Source organism: Streptomyces sp. LX-29 (assembly GCF_029541745.1).
In the GTDB taxonomy this organism is placed as follows: Bacteria; Actinomycetota; Actinomycetes; order Streptomycetales; family Streptomycetaceae; genus Streptomyces.
On the sequence record NZ_CP089746.1, the window covers coordinates 2,157,264 to 2,173,014 of the forward strand.

The 15,751-nt window shown below is 72.4% G+C and carries 13 protein-coding genes; 4 read left to right on the plus strand and 9 right to left on the minus strand.

What is annotated here, in order from left to right; all coding sequences use genetic code 11:
- Window positions 1–335: 335 nt before the first annotated feature.
- Window positions 336–1,022: a bifunctional DNA primase/polymerase gene (locus LRS74_RS09100; RefSeq protein ID WP_277740530.1), complete on the plus strand. Its 687-nt coding sequence runs from the start codon at window positions 336–338 to the stop codon at window positions 1,020–1,022.
- A gap of 379 nt (window positions 1,023–1,401) precedes the next feature.
- On the opposite strand, the gene ftsY is transcribed toward LRS74_RS09100, so the two are convergent.
- Window positions 1,402–2,640: a signal recognition particle-docking protein FtsY gene (ftsY, locus tag LRS74_RS09105; protein WP_277740532.1), complete on the minus strand. Its 1,239-nt coding sequence runs from the start codon at window positions 2,638–2,640 to the stop codon at window positions 1,402–1,404.
- A gap of 204 nt (window positions 2,641–2,844) precedes the next feature.
- Here ftsY and LRS74_RS09110 point away from each other — a divergent pair, with 204 nt between their 5' ends.
- The gene (locus LRS74_RS09110) at window positions 2,845–4,341 is read left to right on the plus strand and encodes a cytosine permease (protein WP_277740533.1); all 1,497 of its coding nucleotides are present in this window, start codon (window positions 2,845–2,847) and stop codon (window positions 4,339–4,341) included.
- 116 nt (window positions 4,342–4,457) lie between these two features.
- Here LRS74_RS09110 and LRS74_RS09115 read toward each other — a convergent pair whose 3' ends face one another.
- The 4 genes from LRS74_RS09115 to LRS74_RS09130 all read right to left on the minus strand — a co-directional run bounded on the left by LRS74_RS09115 (window position 4,458) and on the right by LRS74_RS09130 (window position 11,045).
- Window positions 4,458–5,885, minus strand: a complete 1,428-nt coding sequence (locus LRS74_RS09115; protein ID WP_277740534.1) for a sugar porter family MFS transporter — start codon at window positions 5,883–5,885, stop codon at window positions 4,458–4,460.
- A gap of 164 nt (window positions 5,886–6,049) precedes the next feature.
- Window positions 6,050–9,778, minus strand: coding sequence for an AAA family ATPase (locus LRS74_RS09120; protein ID WP_277740535.1), 3,729 nt, complete (start codon window positions 9,776–9,778; stop codon window positions 6,050–6,052).
- Window positions 9,779–10,172: 394 nt separating this feature from the next.
- A complete protein-coding gene (locus tag LRS74_RS09125) occupies window positions 10,173–10,382 on the minus strand; it encodes a hypothetical protein (protein WP_144381710.1) in 210 nt (69 codons plus the stop codon).
- Between the two features lie 381 nt (window positions 10,383–10,763).
- Entirely contained in the window at window positions 10,764–11,045 is a 282-nt protein-coding gene (locus LRS74_RS09130) for an acylphosphatase (protein WP_277740536.1), read from the minus strand.
- 139 nt (window positions 11,046–11,184) lie between these two features.
- Here LRS74_RS09130 and LRS74_RS09135 point away from each other — a divergent pair, with 139 nt between their 5' ends.
- On the plus strand, window positions 11,185–12,177 hold the full coding sequence (locus LRS74_RS09135) for a CAP domain-containing protein (RefSeq protein WP_277740537.1): 993 nt from the start codon (window positions 11,185–11,187) through the stop codon (window positions 12,175–12,177).
- Between the two features lie 136 nt (window positions 12,178–12,313).
- Here LRS74_RS09135 and LRS74_RS09140 read toward each other — a convergent pair whose 3' ends face one another.
- Window positions 12,314–12,907 carry a flavodoxin family protein gene (locus LRS74_RS09140; RefSeq protein ID WP_277740538.1) on the minus strand — a complete coding sequence of 198 codons (594 nt, stop codon included), beginning with the start codon at window positions 12,905–12,907 and terminating at the stop codon, window positions 12,314–12,316.
- Between the two features lie 112 nt (window positions 12,908–13,019).
- On the opposite strand from LRS74_RS09140, the gene LRS74_RS09145 reads away from it, so the two are divergent.
- The gene (locus LRS74_RS09145) at window positions 13,020–13,448 is read left to right on the plus strand and encodes a helix-turn-helix domain-containing protein (protein ID WP_277740539.1); all 429 of its coding nucleotides are present in this window, start codon (window positions 13,020–13,022) and stop codon (window positions 13,446–13,448) included.
- A gap of 38 nt (window positions 13,449–13,486) precedes the next feature.
- Here LRS74_RS09145 and mutM read toward each other — a convergent pair whose 3' ends face one another.
- The 3 genes from mutM to rpmF form a co-directional block, all read right to left on the minus strand.
- Window positions 13,487–14,350 (minus strand): bifunctional DNA-formamidopyrimidine glycosylase/DNA-(apurinic or apyrimidinic site) lyase, encoded by an 864-nt coding sequence (gene mutM / locus LRS74_RS09150; protein WP_277740540.1) that lies wholly within the window; start codon window positions 14,348–14,350, stop codon window positions 13,487–13,489.
- A 419-nt stretch (window positions 14,351–14,769) separates the two neighbouring features.
- Window positions 14,770–15,555 (minus strand): ribonuclease III, encoded by a 786-nt coding sequence (rnc, locus tag LRS74_RS09155; protein ID WP_277740541.1) that lies wholly within the window; start codon window positions 15,553–15,555, stop codon window positions 14,770–14,772.
- A gap of 21 nt (window positions 15,556–15,576) precedes the next feature.
- Window positions 15,577–15,750 (minus strand): 50S ribosomal protein L32, encoded by a 174-nt coding sequence (gene rpmF, locus LRS74_RS09160; protein ID WP_099201005.1) that lies wholly within the window; start codon window positions 15,748–15,750, stop codon window positions 15,577–15,579.
- Between the last annotated feature and the right edge of the window lies 1 nt (window position 15,751).

Here is a 15,751-nt window from a genome sequence, read left to right on the forward strand (position 1 = left end):
GGACGGGCCGCCGTGTCATCGGCATACCCCGCGGCGGGCGAAGACACCCAGGGCTCATGCACCGAAAGTAATCCTACGATCACGCTCCTGGCGAGGCCGTTTACTTAAACGCCACCATTCGCCACCCCTTCGACTGAACTGCTGCGCGGCTTCGCGCGATTCACTTGACTCAGGACGATCAGGCAGTGGGTGCGACGGCGCACACAGGGGCGCAAGCGGCGCTGCACGCCACCGCGCCTCGCCTCCGTGCGCTGCCGCCACGCCCGACGGCGACACCATGTGAGCGCGAGACTCCGGGTCGTAACCATCGATGAGCGCGACCCGTTGGAGGGGGCATGGGCTTCACGATCGGCGGCATCCGGGACCACCGGAACAAGGGGGCCGGCCCACGGCGCCGCGGCCGCACGCCCGAGTGCACCACGGTGGCGGAGTACACCGGGCTGTGGGGCTGGGACGTGGTGCCCGGAGCCCGCGCGGCCGTCCGCGGCTCGGGCGGCAGGGCGGAGTGCTCCTGCGGCGCGGCCGGATGCCCGGCACCGGGCGCACACCCGCTCTCCTTCGCCCCGACGGTGCCCGCCGGGGCCACCCTCGACGACGCCGCGGCGGCATGGGGCGAGGTGCCCGGAGCCGCCGTGCTGCTCCCGGTGGGCGGCGCCTTCGACGTCCTGGACGTCGCCGAGCAGGCCGGCCAGCACGCCCTGGTACGACTCGAGCGGATGGGCCTGCCACTGGGCCCGGTGGCCGCCACCCCGCACGGGCGGGCGCAGTTCTTCGTCGCCCCGGGTGCCGCCGCCGAGTTGCCGCGGCTGCTCTACCGGATGGGTTGGGACGACGCGGACCTCGATCTGCGCTGCCTGGGCCCCGGCGACCACGTCACCGCCCCGCCCTCCGACCTCGGCGGGCTCGGCCCGGTCCGCTGGCTGCGCCCGCCGACGCTGGAGACGGCCGGCCGGCCGCCGGAGGCCCGGCTGCTGCTGGGGACGCTGGCGTACGCCTGCAACCGCGCCCCCTTCTGCGGCTGAGCGACCGGCCGCGGCCGAGCCGCCCCCGGGGGAACCACCCGCCCGGACCTCCTGGGCAGACGCCGCACGCCCGGGTCGGCACACACCCAGGACCCAGGGGAAGACGCGCGCGCCCAGAAGCCCTGGGGACTCGCTCGCCCACGGGACCGGGTAAGGCCACACGCCGGAGGCTGGGGAAGGGCCACACGCCCGGAAGGCTCGGGGGAAGGGCAGCAACACGCCCAGGGGATCGTGGCAGGCCACACGTCCGGGGCCCGGGGAACAAGGCCACACCCTGAGAGACGACGCCGGGAGAAACGGACGGGCCCGCCGACTCGCTGGAGTCGGCGGGCCCGTGGTGCGGACCGTGGCGCGGGCGCCGCGGCGTCGCTCGGTCGGATCAGTCCCCGTTGCCGATCAGGGCGTCGACGAACGCCTCCGGCTCGAAGGGGGCCAGGTCGTCCGCGCCCTCGCCCAGGCCGACCAGCTTGACCGGGACGCTCAGCTCACGCTGGACGGCGATCACGATGCCGCCCTTGGCGGTGCCGTCCAGCTTGGTGAGGACGATGCCGGTGATGTCCACGACCTCGGCGAAGACCCGCGCCTGCACCAGGCCGTTCTGACCCGTGGTGGCGTCGAGGACGAGCAGCACCTCGTCCACCTCGCCGTGCTTCTCCACGACCCGCTTGACCTTGCCCAGCTCGTCCATGAGCCCGGTCTTGGTGTGCAGTCGGCCGGCGGTGTCGACGAGGACGACGTCCGCGCCCTCGGCGATGCCCTCCTTGACCGCGTCGAAGGCGATGGACGCGGGGTCGCCGCCCTCGGGGCCGCGGACGGTGCGGGCACCGACCCGCTCGCCCCAGGTCTGCAGCTGGTCGGCGGCGGCGGCGCGGAAGGTGTCGGCGGCGCCGAGGACGACGGACTTGCCGTCGGCGACCAGCACCCGGGCCAGCTTGCCGGTGGTGGTGGTCTTGCCGGTGCCGTTGACGCCGACGACCAGGACGACGCCCGGCTTCTCCCGGCCGTCCTCGGTCATGCCGCTCTCGGTGTGCACGGAGCGATCGGCTTCGGTGCCGATGAGCAGCAGCAGCTCCTCGCGCAGCAGGCCGCGCAGCTCCTCGGGGGTGCGGGTGCCGAGCACCTTGACCCGCTCGCGCAGCCGGTCGACGAGCTCCTGAGTGGGCTTCACGCCGACGTCGGCGGTCAGCAGCGTGTCCTCGATCTCCTCCCAGGTGTCCTCGTCGAGGTGCTCACGGGACAGCAGCGTCAGCAGACCCTTGCCCAGGGAGTTCTGGGAGCGGGACAGCCGGGCGCGCAGCCGCACCAGGCGACCGGCGGTGGGCTCGGGGACCTCGATGGCGGGGGCGGCCGGCAGGGCCTCCTCCGGTGCGACCTCGGTCGGCGCCGGAGCCTCGGGCTCGGCGACCGGGAGGTCGACCTCCTCGATGGTGCGGCGCGGTTCGGCGCGTGGGGTTTCGGCCTCCTCGCCGACGTGCGGCTCGGCGGGCGGCGCGGTGACGGACGGGCTGCTCGGCGGGGCCGGGGGCAGCTGCCGCTTCTTGCGGCCGCTGACGACGAGCCCGCTGATCGCGGCGAGCGCGACCACAGCGATGACTACGGCAAGGATGACGAATTCCATAACGCACCCAGTATCAACCACGCCTCCCGCGGAACAGCCCCTGCCGTCGGGATCGAGGACCAAAGGCTCTAATCAGGCGAAGTCGGAGCAAACTACGATGGCGACGCGGGACGCGACGCGCGTAGAGTCCCTTGCGTCCCCCATCCATCTCGGCTTCCCGCCCCACGACCATCTCGTACGGAGCGCTCCAACCCCATGGAAAACATGGCTCATACGGACAGCCTGGACAACGACGTCACCGCGTCCTCCGCCACCGCGGAGGCGGGCGCCGTCGAGACCAGAGGCATCGAACCGGTGCCGGAGAGCGAGCGACAAGGCCGGGCGCGGGAGCTCTTCCCGACCTGGGTCGCGGCCAACATCAGCGTGCTGCTGCTCACCATGGGCGCCGGTCTGGTGGTCTTCAACGGTCTGAACATCTGGCAGGTGCTGATCGTCGGCGCCTGCGCCTCCGCCGTCTCGTACGGCATGGTCGGTCTGGTGTCGATCGCCGGCAAGTGGGGCGGCGCCCCCGGGCTGCTACTGTCGCGCGCCACCTTCGGCGTCCGGGGCAACTACTTCCCCGGCATGATCCTCTGGATAGCCCGCTTCGGCTGGGAGACGATCAACGCCGTCACCGGCGCGTACGCCCTGCTGACCGTCCTGCGGCTGCTGTTCGGCATCGAGTCCAGCACCCCGCTGATCGTCGTCACCCTCTTCGCCTTCGTCGCCTGCACCTTCCTGGTGAGCGGCATGGGCCGCAAGGTGCTGGCAGTGTGTAACACCTGGTCGACCTATCTCTTCGGCGCGTTCAGCGTGCTGGTCCTCGGCTATCTGGTCTGGAAGATCGACTGGGACCAGATCTTCTCCCGTCCGGCCGGCTCCACCGCCATGCTGATCGCGGGCATCGGCACCATCGCGGCCGGCGGCATCAGCTGGGTGCCCTCGGGTCCCGACTTCACCCGCTACCTGCCCGGCCGCACCTCCAGCCGGGCGATCGTCGGCACCACGGTGTCGGGCGCGGCCATCGTGGTCGTCCCGATGGTGCTGATGGGCGCGGTCATGGCCGCCGCCCAGCCGGACCTGGCCTCGGCGCCGGACCCGGTCTCCTTCCTGGGTGACGTGCTGCCGACCTGGCTGGCCGTGCCGTACCTGATCACCGCGCTGGTCGGCATGCTGCTGATCAACAGCCTGTCGATGTACTCCGCCGGGTTCACCGCCCAGACGATGGGCGTGAAGCTCCCGCGCGCCCTGGCCGTCAGCGTCAACGCCGTCATCAGCCTGGTCGGCGGTCTGATCCTGATGCTGGTCGCCAAGAGCTTCCTCTCCTCCTTCATCGCCTTCCTGACCCTGCTCGCGGTCTCCTTCTCCGCCTGGATCGGCGTCTTCGGCGTCGACATGCTGCGGCGCCGCGACCGCGCGGTGAAGTACGACCCGGAGGGTCTGATGGACACCGGGCGCGGCAGCCGCTACTGGTACGCGGGCGGCTTCTGCTGGCAGGCGATGACCGCCTGGGGGCTGGCCCTGGGCTTCGGCCTCTGCTTCACCAAGGTCGACTGGTTCACCGGGCCGCTGGCCACCACCTGGATCGGCCGCAACGGTCTGGGCTGGGCCGTGACGATCCTGGTCTCCGCGGCGCTCTACGCGGTGCTGCCGGCCGCCCGGGAGGGCGTGGACGCCCCGGAGCGGGCCGAGGCCGAGCGCGAGACGGTGTCCGCGGGCTGATCCCGTCTGCCGCGGGCCGGTCCGACCCGCGGGGACGAGAAAGCGGAACAAGCGACTGCCCCGGCTCACGGTGTGAGCCGGGGCAGTCGCTTGTGGAGATGAGGCTGGCGGGGGGGTTAGCCCATCTCCTCCAACGCCTTGCCCTTGGTCTCCGGCACCCACTTGAGGATGAACGGGACGGAGAGCGCGGCGAAGACCGTGTACATCACGTACGTGCCCGAGAGGTTCCACTCCGACAGGCTCGGGAAGCTGGCGGTGATGGCCCAGTTGGCGACCCACTGGGCGGAGGCGGCGACGCCCAGCGCGGCGGCGCGGATCTTGTTCGGGAACATCTCACCGAGCAGCACCCAGACCACCACACCCCAGGAGAGGGCGAAGAAGAGCACGAAGGCGTGCGCGGCGACCAGCGCGACGGTGCCCTCGGTGTCCGGCAGCACCACGTCGGCGCCGGCGCCGGTCTTGGCCGAGAAGGCCCAGGCGACCAGCGCGAGCGAGACCGCCATGCCGACCGAGCCGATCAGCGCCAGCGGCTTCCGGCCGATGCGGTCGACGAAGATCATCGCGATCACGGTGCCGAGGATGTTGATGATCGACGTGGTGAACGAGTAGAAGAACGAGCTGCTCGGGTCGACGCCGACCGACTGCCACAGCGTGGAGGAGTAGTAGAAGGCGACGTTGATGCCGACGAGCTGCTGGAAGACGGAGAGGCCGATGCCGATCCAGACCACCGGAAGCAGTCCGGCGCGGCCGCCCATCAGGTCCTTGAAGGTCGACTTCTGCTCGCTGTCCATCGCCTGCTCGATCTCGGCGACACGGGCGTCGAGGTCGGTGCCGGCGCCCTCGACCTCGGCGAGCACCTCCTTGGCGCGCTCGGTCTTGCCGACCGAGATCAGGAAGCGGGGCGACTCCGGGATGGCGAAGGACAGCAGGCCGTAGAGCGCGGCCGGGACGACCATCACGCCGAGCATCCACTGCCAGGCCTCGATACCGGCGATCTCACCGCGCTGGTCGCCGTCGGCGAGGTTGAGGATGCCCCAGTTGACGAGCTGGGAGATGGCGATGCCGATGACGATCGCCGCCTGCTGGAAGGAGGCCAGCCGGCCACGGTACGCGGGCGGGGCCACCTCGGCGATGTAGGCCGGGCCGATGACGGAGGCCATGCCGATGCCGATGCCCCCGAGCACCCGCCACATGGCCAGGTCCCACAGCGAGAACGGCAGCGCGGAGCCGACCGCGCTGACGGTGAACAGCGCCGCCGCGATCTGCATGACGCGGATCCGGCCAATCCGGTCGGCCATCCGGCCGGCGGTGGCGGCACCGACCGCGCAGCCGATCAGGGCGACGGCGATGACCTGGGCGAGCGCGGCGGAGCCGATCTCGTAGCGGTCACGGATCGCCTCGACCGCACCGTTGATCACGGCACTGTCGTAGCCGAAGAGGAAGCCACCCATCGCGGCGGCGGCGGTGATGAAGATGACATGGCCGAGGTGGTCCGGTTGGGCCTTGCGGCCCTCGGACGCCTGCGCCGTCGCGGTGCTGGTCAACGCTCACTCCTCTGGCCCGGCTGCGCTGCCGAACCTTGAAGGTAAAAACAACGTTGCAGAGACTATGCCTTCAAGTTTCGAAGTCAATAGCGCGTGGCTAAGAAGTTATGCCGCAGCGCTCCCCGGCTTGACTTCAAGAATTGAAGAGCTTTGGAAGATGATCTTCAGCGCAGCCGCTGACTGACGACCTTGGAGACCCCGTCACCCTGCATCGACACGCCGTACAGCGCGTCGGCGACCTCCATGGTCCGCTTCTGGTGGGTGATCACGATCAGCTGCGAGCTCTCCTGGAGCTCCACCATGATCCGGATCAGCCGCTGGAGGTTGGTGTCGTCCAGAGCCGCCTCGACCTCGTCCATCACATAGAACGGGCTGGGACGCGCCTTGAAGATCGAAACCAGCAGCGCCACGGCGGTCAGCGAGCGCTCGCCGCCGGACAGCAGGGACAGCCGCTTGACCTTCTTCCCCGGCGGCCGGGCCTCCACATCCACCCCGGTGGCCAGCATGTCCTCGGGGTCGGTGAGCACCAGCCGCCCCTCGCCACCGGGGAACAGCCGGGAGAAGACGCCCTCGAACTCGCGCGCCGTATCGCGGTATGCCTCGGTGAAGACCTGCTCGACCCGCTCGTCGACCTCCTTCACCACCTGGAGGAGGTCGGCGCGGGTCTTCTTCAGGTCCTCCAGCTGCTCGCTGAGGAACTTGTGCCGCTCCTCCAGCGCCGCGAACTCCTCCAGCGCCAGCGGGTTCACCTTGCCCAGCTGCTGGTACGCGCGCTCGGCTGCCTTGAGCCGCTTCTCCTGCCGGCCGCGGTGGAAGGCCACGGGCTGGTTCCGGGGATGCTCCGGATCCTCCGGAAGCACCTCGCCCTCGGCCGGTGGGGAGGGCGGAACCGGCTGGTCGGGGCCGTACTCGGCGATCAGCCCGGCCGGCTCGACACCGAGCTCCTCCAGCGCCTTGGCCTCCAGCTGCTCGATGCGCAGCCGCTTCTCCGCGCCCAGCACCTCGCCCCGGTGCACCGAATCGGTCAACTTGTCCAGCTCGCCCTTGAGCTCGCGCCCCCGGTTGCGCTCGGCGATCAGCTCCTGCTCGCGCTCGACCTTGGCCCGCTCGGCGGTGTCCCGCTCCGCCTCGGCCCGTACCAGCGACACCTCCACGTGCGCCAACAGCTGCCGGGCGCCGGCCGCGACGGCACCCGCCACCCGCGCCTCGTGCCGCAGCCGGTCCCGCCGCTGCTCGGCCCGCGCCCGCGCCTCCCGCTCGGCGCGCGCCCCCCTGTCCAGGGCGTCCGCCCGCCCCGCCAGCCCCTTGACCCGCTCCTCATGGGTGCGCACCTGGAGCCGCGCCTCCATCTCGGTCTGCCGGGCGTTGGCCCCGTCCGCCGCCAGCCGGTCCCGTACGGAGGTGTCCGGCTCCTCCTGTCCGGGCTCCTCCTCGGCCACCGCCAGCCGCGCGGCCAGCTCCTCGGCCTCCTCCTCGGCCCGCGCCAGCGCCTCCTCTGCCCTGGCGGCGGCGGCCGTCATCCGCTCGGCCTCCCCCGCGGCCGCCCGCGCCTGTCCGGCCAGTCGCCCCAGCGCCTGCGCGACCTGCGACTTCTCCCGGTCGGCGGCGCTGCGCCGGGTGGCGAGCTCGTCCACCAGCGCGGCGCCGGCCCTACGCCGCTCGGCCGCCCGCCGCTGCTCCTCGGCCAGCTCCTCGCAGCGCGTGCCCAGCTCGGTCAGCTCCGCGGCCGCCTCGTCGACCGACGCCTGCACCTCCAGCAGGCTCGGCGCCCCGGCGGACCCGCCCTGGGCGAAGTGCGCGCCCAGCAGATCGCCCTCGGCGGTCACGGCCGTCCACCGCGGATCGGTCCCGACCAGCTCTTCGGCGTCCTCCAGGGTGTCGACCACCACGACGCCGTCCAGCAGCCGCCGCACCGCGGGCAGCAGCCCGGCGGGGCCGCTCACCAGGTCCGCGACGGCGGCCCACCCGGCGGGGGCCGCCGCCGGCGCGGCCGGCTCGGCCGCGCGGGCCCCGGGCACCTGACCCGGCCGCACGGCCGCGGCGAGGGGTGCGGCCGCCGCCGGGCCGGCGCCGTAGGCGGCAGCGCCGGCACCCGCCTCTCCGGCCGCCGCGCCCGGGGCCGGCGCCGAGTCGTCGCCGTACGCCGCGGCCGACGGCGGTGGGCCGGGATCGTCGGGAACGGCCAGCAGCAGGGCCGCCCGGCCGGCGTCGTGCTTGCGCAGGAGACGCAGCGCGTCGGCCGCGGTGGCGGGGTCGGCGACGGCCAGCGCGTCGGCGGCCGCGCCGAGGGCGGCGGCGACGGGGATCTCGTAGCCGGGGGCGACGGTGAGCAGTTCGGCGGCGGGGCCGAGCAACCCGGTGAGCCGGTCGGTGGCGGCCAGCAGGGCGCCGGTGCCGTCCTTGCGGCGCAGCCCGAGGGCGAGCGCGTCATGTCGGGCGGAGGTCGCGGCGCGCTGGCGCTCGGCCGTGGTCAGGGCCTCGCGGGCGGCGGCGAGCGCGGTGTCGGCGTCGGCCAGCTCGCGCTTGGAGGCCTCGTGCCGCTCGGTCAACTCGGCGTCGCCGGCGTCGAGTCCGTCCACCTCCGTCTGGAGCTGCTGGTACTCCTCCTGCGCGGTGACCGCCCGCTGGCGCGCCTCGTCCCGTGCGGCGGCCAGCCGGTCGATCTCGGCCCGGGCGGAACCGGCCCGGCCCCGGGCGGCGTTCACCTGGCCGTGCAGCCGGGCCAGCCCCTCGCGGCGGTCGGCGACGGCACGCGCGGCGTCCCGGAGCCGGCGCTCCTCCTCGGCCAACCGCCGCTCCAGCTCGGCGCGGTGCGCGACGGTGTCCTCCAGCGCCCGGCTCGCCGCCTCCAGCGCGGCCTCCAGCTCCGCCTCCTGCTCACGGATGCGGGCGGCCTCGCGCTCCATGTCCTCCGGATCGCGGCCCCGCCGCTCCTCCACCGGCGCGGAGGTGGCACTGGTGACGCGGGCGTCGGCCAGGCTGACGGTGCCCCGGACCCGCTCCGCCAGCTGCGAGAGCTCGTACCAGGTCTGCTGGGCGCGCTGGAGCCGGGGGGCGAGCCGACGCACCTGCTCCTCCAGCGCGGCCTCACGCTGGAGCGCGCCGCGCAGCTGCTCCTCCGCCGCCTCCTTGCGCTCCTTGAGGGCGGCCTCATCGGCGATCTCGGCGCGCAGGGCCGAGCGCAGGGTCACCAGGTCGTCCGCGAGCAGCCGCAGCCGGGCGTCGCGCAGATCGGCCTGGATGACGGCGGCGCGCCGGGCCACCGCGGCCTGCCGGCCGAGCGGCTTGAGCTGGCGGCGCAGCTCGTCGGTGAGGTCCTGGACGCGGGCCAGGTTGGCCTGCATGGCGTCCAGCTTCCGCAGCGCCTTCTCCTTGCGCTTACGGTGTTTGAGGACGCCGGCGGCCTCCTCGATGAACGCGCGGCGGCCGGCCGGGTCGGCGTGCAGCACGGAGTCGAGCTGGCCCTGGCCGACGATGACGTGCATCTCCCGGCCGATGCCGGAGTCGGAGAGCAGTTCCTGGATGTCGAGGAGCCGGCAGGTGTCGCCGTTGATCTGGTATTCGCTGCCGCCGTTGCGGAACATGATCCGCGTGATGGTGACTTCCGAGTAGTCGATGGGCAGCGCGCCATCGGAGTTGTCGATGGTGAGGGAGACCTCGGCGCGGCCCAGCGGGGGCCGGCCGGTGGTCCCGGCGAAGATGACGTCCTCCATCTTTCCGCCGCGCAGCGACTTGGCACCCTGCTCCCCCATGACCCAGGAAAGCGCGTCCACCACATTGGACTTGCCCGAACCGTTGGGGCCGACGACACAGGTGATGCCGGGCTCGAACCGGAGCGTCGTCGCGGAGGCGAAGGATTTGAAGCCTCTGAGGGTCAGGCTCTTGAGGTGCACGCCGTTGGACTCTACCGTTCGTGTTCGGTTTCACCGGTGAACGTGCAGGGCACATCAGACGGTAAAGGAATCGCGGTGGCGACATCGCGGTGAAGAGAGACTCTCGTCAGCACGGCTTCGGGGGTGCCGCGAGGTCACGGCAGGGACTTCGCGCGGACGGCGCACACGCGGTGCACGGCGGACGACGACGATCCGCGGCGCTAGGGGGTACGGCCGCACGACAGGACGCGACGGGACGCGACACGACGCGGGGACGACGGACTGACGACACGGGCACGGGCACGACGCGTGGACGCGGCGGAGGCGAGACGGATACGACGAAGGGACGCCGAGGCGTCCCTTGCAAAATCTCCAAGCGGCTGACGATTCAGCCCGACCGGCCCGGGGGCTTGGGTCAGGCGAGCGCAGGCTCCGCCTTGGGTACGTCGATGCTGTCGAGCAGCGAGTCGCTCTGGTGCGCGGCGGCAGCAGACAGCGCGTCGTTCTCGGCCTGGATCCGGATGAGCTCGGATTCGAGGTCCTGGACGCGCTGCTGAAGCCGTCGCATCTCGGCGAGGACTCGGGGGTCGGAGCCGCCGACGTAACCGAGAAGCGCCTTTGCCATGATGGATGGTCCTCCACACTGAGTGACCGACCGAAGCGGTGTGGGTCGTGAGGGATTCGCACCCGCGGTGTCTGTCATCACTACCGTGCTCAATGCCAAACAGCTAAGGTGCGCGGGGCTTCCAGCGTCTCACCAAATGGTTTGACGGTCAACACGATCACACACCGCAACGACCACCGGGCCGGGGGCGTACGGCCGCCCGATCCGGCGGCTTCGCCTCTCCAAAGACCCCGCAGGGGTGTGGAGATCATCCTTAGCCCGCAGCCTTCCATGGAGCGGCCCGCTTGGCAACCACCTGCCGGTTTCTGCCCCGCGCGGCCCGCCGTAACACCATGAGACGGGTAAGGGGATGCGGCGGCGAGACCGGCCGGGGCGCCGGGCTCAGCGGATCTCGAAGGTCTCGTAGCCGCCGCGCGGTGTGCCCCAGATCTCGGTCACCCCGTCGACGCGCCCGGGCGTGTCGCCCGCGCGCAGCCAGTCGAGCAACTGTTCGCATTCGGTCCGCGGCCCCTCCGCGACCACCTGCACCCGCCCGTCGGCGAGGTTCGAGGCGAAGCCCACCAGGCCGCCGATGGCCAGCGCGTTGGCCCGCGTGAACCAGCGGAAACCGACTCCTTGCACCCTGCCGCGCACCCAGGCCGTCAGGCGGACATCGTCATTCATGCCTGCACGCTAACCGGCCAATTGCCTATGGAGCACCTCGACTCCAAGTCCCATGGCGTACAGTCCCGGCACACAAGTACTCACCCATATGAGTGATAGACGTTGACGCCGAGCACGCAAGGAAGGCGGGAGACAGCAGATGGGTCGCCATCGACGATCTGCCCCCGAAACCGAGGCAGCGCCCGAGCGGGTCACCACCCCGACGCGGGTCACCACGCCCGCTGCCCCCGCCCCCACCCCCGTGACCCCCTCGGACCCGGCCGCCGGACGGCATCGGAGCGGCCGCCGCGGTCGCCTCGACCCGGTGCGCACCGGCCTGCTGGGCGTGTCCGCCGCCGTCGCGCTGGGCGCGGTGGCGATGGCCTCCGGAGTGCTGCCGGGCGGTGACCACACCCTCGCCGGGGGGACCGACGACCACGGCACGGTCCGCGCCCACCAGCCGCCGGCGGGTGTCCCGGTGAGCGCGGGCGCCCCGTCCGGCGCCACGGAGGACCGCGAGGAGCCGGCCGCCAGCCGTGACGCGGACCGCTCCGCCAGCCCGTCGGCGACCCCCACGGCCTCGCCCTCCGCCTCGACCTCGCCCCGCTCCCCCCGCCCCGCGCCGTCGTCCTCGCCCCCGTCCTCGGCCCCGGCGGAGCGGGAGTCGGACCGCGCCGACGACAAGGGCCCGCGGCCCTCCCGCGGCGCGCCCGCGCCGCACAAGCCGAAGGCGCCGCAGCCGACCGGCGCGCCGGACTCCCCGTCGCACGGCCGCCACTCCGCAGTCGAGCGCGAGGTGCTCGCCCTGGTCAACCAGGAGCGGGTCGAGGCGGGCTGCTCCCCGGTGACCGCGGACCCGGAACTGGCGGACCTGGCCGGCGACTTCAGTCGGGACATGGACCAGAGGGACTTCTTCGACCACACGGACCCGGACGGCGCCACGCCCTGGGACCGGGCCAAGAAGCGGGGTATCGACGATCTGGGCGGGGAGAACATCGCACGCGGCCAGGAGGACGCGCCGGCGGTGATGGACACCTGGATGGGCAGCACCGGGCACCGTGCCAACATACTCAACTGCGAGTACAAGACCCTGGGCGTCGGCGCGCACTTCGCCGAGGGCGGTCCGTGGTGGACCCAGGAGTTCGGTTTCTGAGGAAGCCTCGACATGCGGCGATGCCCGCCTCTCGTCCCGACGAGAGGCGGGCATCGGCGCGTTCGGCGGCGTACCAGCCTGTAGGAGGCTTCGGGCGCACGGCGCGGCCGAGGCCGCGGGGCGCACGGAGGGGTCGTCAGACGGCGGCGACCGCGGCGCGTCCGGCGATCTGCACCCGGGCCTGCTCGGCGACCCGGCGGCCCAGGTGTTCGGCGGTGGCGACGTCGGCCTTGTGGACGCCCTCCGGGCCCTGGTCGTTGTTGCTCTGCGCGGCGGCGCCCAGGAAGAAGCCGAGGCGGTTGATGTCGTTCTCGGAGCCGGTGGAGGCGTTCCAGCCCGGGAGCAGGTTGAGGCTGACCCAGTGCATGCCGTGCTGGGCGGCGAGCACGGTGAAGAACTGCAGGGTGTGCAGCTTGTCGCCACTCTTGGAGGCGGAGTTGGTGAAGCCGGCGGCGATCTTGTCCTGCCAGGCCCGGGTGAACCAGCGCTTGCTGCTGGCCTCGGCGAAGACGTGGAAGGCGCCGGAGGCGGTGCCCATGTACGTCGGCGAGCCGAAGACGATCGCGTCGGAGGCGTCGAGGAGCTCCCACTCGGCCTCGGTGATCTCGTCGACCTTGACCAGGTGCACGGTGGCCCCGGCGGCGACCGCGCCGTCGCGAACGGCCTCGGCGAGGACGGCGGTGTGGCCGAAGCCGGAGTGGTAGGCGATGGAGACGACAGGGGTGGTCACGGCGGGACTCCTTGGACGGCGGGGCGCTCGGTGGCGGCGCCCCATCAGAGAAGCACTAACTTTTAGAAAGCGCAACCCGCAAGTTAGCGCTGTGCGCGAGTAGGGTGGCTCTATGGAGACTCAGAGCAGCACGGCGCCCGCGGGAGCGGCGGTGGCGGAGGCGGGCGAGACGGACGAGAACCTGCCGTTCGACGTCTTCGCCAAGTCCTGTCCCTCCCGGGCCACGCTGGAGCACGTCACCGGCCGCTGGGGCGCCCTCACGCTGACCGCCCTCCGCGAGGGCACGTTCCGCTTCAACGAGCTGCGGCGGCGGGTGGACGGCGTCAGCGAGAAGATGCTGTCCCAGACCCTGCACGCGCTCGAACGCGACGGGCTGGTCCGTCGCGAGGCCCAGCCGACCAACCCGCCGCGGGTGGACTACGAGCTCACCCCGCTCGGCCGAGAGGTCGCCGACCGGCTGCTGTCGCTCATCCACCTCCTCGAGGACCGGATGGCGGAGGTACTGACGGCCCAGGAGCGCTACGACACGGAACGGGGCTGAGCGCGGCAGGGCGGGGCTTGAGCGCGGCGGGGCGGGGCCTAGCGGGCGGCGGGGCGCGGGGCCCGCTGACAGCGCGGGCAGAAGTAGCTGGAGCGGTTCATCCACGGCCGGCGACGCATGGGCGTCCCGCAGCGGTTGCACGGCTCGTCCTCACGGCCGTAGGCGTCCAGGGAGCGCGAGAAGTAGCCCGACTCGCCGTTCACGTTGACGTAGAGGCTGTCGAAGCTGGTGCCGCCCACCGCCAGCGCGTCGTTCATCACATCCCGCACGTGCCCGAGCAGTTCGGTGCTGCGCGGGCGGGCGAGGGTCGCCGTCGGCCGCTCGTAGTGCAGTCGGGCGCGCCACAGCGCCTCGTCGGCGTAGATGTTGCCGACCCCGCTGATCAGCGACTGGTCCAACAGGGCCCGCTTGAGGGTGGTGCGGCGGCGGCGCAGCGCCGCGTGGAAGGCCGCCTCGTCGAAGGCCGGGTCGAGCGGGTCGCGGGCGATGTGCGCGATGACGTCCGGGAGGCCGTCGGGGGTGGTCTCGTGCAGCGAGAGCCCGCCGAAGGTCCGCTGGTCGACGAAGCGCAGCTCGGTGCCCTCGGAGTCGTCGAAGCGGACGCGGATGCGCAGGTGCCTCTCGTCGTCGGCGTCGTGCGGCTGGACCAGCAGCTGGCCGCTCATGCCCAGGTGGGCCAGGACCGAGCTCTGAGCGCCGTCGACCGGCAGCCACAGGTACTTCCCGCGGCGGTGCGCCTCCCCGATGCGCCGCCCGGTGAGCCGCGCGGCGAAGTCCGCCGGTCCCGCGGCGTGCCGCCGGATGGCCCGGGGGTGCAGCACCTCGACCGACGCCACCGTGCGGCCGCTCACCCAGCGGGCCAGTCCACGGCGTACGACCTCGACCTCGGGCAGCTCGGGCACGGGTTCTCCTCCCGAGGGGGTGGCTCGTCGTGGCTCGTCGTTGGTGCGGGCACCCCGCAGTATGCCTGGCCCCCTACGGGCCGGGCGCCTCGCCCCCTGCCTCTCCAGGGTCGCACCCGAGGAAGGGGCGTCCGCCCCTTCAGGCGTGGGCCCTTCAGGCGTGGGCCCTTGGGGCGTGGGCCGAGACCGTCGGTCATTCCGCCGGACCCGGGACGTTGTGATCGCTCGCCGTTGCGGCGGGAGGGGTGTGCGCCCTTCGCCATGGGATCGCCGGTGCGGCCGTACGGGCGTGCATCGCTCGCCGTGTGGGCGGGGCGGGTGTGCGCCCTTCGCAAGGGGTGCGGAAACGCCGCGCGCCGGTGGCGGTGAGGCGGGTGCCTCTCCACCACCGGCGCGCGGGGTGTCGATTCAGCAGACGGTCAGAGGGTGTCGCCGGCGGCCGCGGGGGCGGCCTTCGCCTCGTCCGCCGCCGCGCGGATCGCGCGCCAGGCGGCCTCGGCGGCCTGCTGCTCTGCTTCCTTCTTGCTGCGGCCGGTGCCGGTGCCGTACGCGACACCACCGACGCGGGCAGCAGCCGTGAAGGTCTTCTCGTGGTCGGGGCCCTCCTCCGTGACCAGGTACTCGGGCACGCCGAGTCCCTCCGTCGCGGTGAGCTCCTGGAGGCTGGTCTTCCAGTCCAGGCCGGCACCGAGATTCGAAGACTTCTCGATGAGCGGGTCGAAGAGCCGGTGCACCAGCTCGCCAGCGGCGTCCAGCCCCTGGTCCAGATAGACCGCGCCGATCACCGCTTCCAGGGTGTCGGCGAGGATGGACGCCTTGTCCCGGCCTCCGGTGCCCTCTTCGCCCCGGCCGAGCCGGATGAAGGCGCCGAGGTCGAGGCCGCGGCCCACCTCCGCCAACGCGCGCGAGTTGACCACCGCGGCCCGCAGCTTGGCGAGCTGACCCTCGGGCAGGTCCGGGTGGACGCGGTACAGCGTGTCGGTGACCACCAGGCCGAGCACGGAGTCCCCGAGGAACTCCAGCCGCTCGTTGGTGGGCAGCCCGCCGTTCTCGTACGCGTAGGAGCGATGGGTCAGCGCACGCACCAGAAGGGCGGACTCAACCTGATAGCCGAGCCGCCCTTCCAGAATCGTGTGGGACGAGGCTGTGTCCGCCGGCGTCGATTCACCCCCGCGCTTGCGGGGAGACGTATGGGCGTCTGACATGGAGCCGTATCCCCCAGCCGATCAGACCGCGAGGACCTGACGCTTGTTGTAGGTGCCGCAGCTCGGGCACGCGATGTGCTGCTGCTTCGGCTCGTGGCAGCGCTCGCACGCCACCAGGGTGGGGACCGCAGCCTTCCACTGCGACCGGCGGTGGCGCGTGTTGCTGCGCGACATCTTCCGCTTCGGAACAGCCACG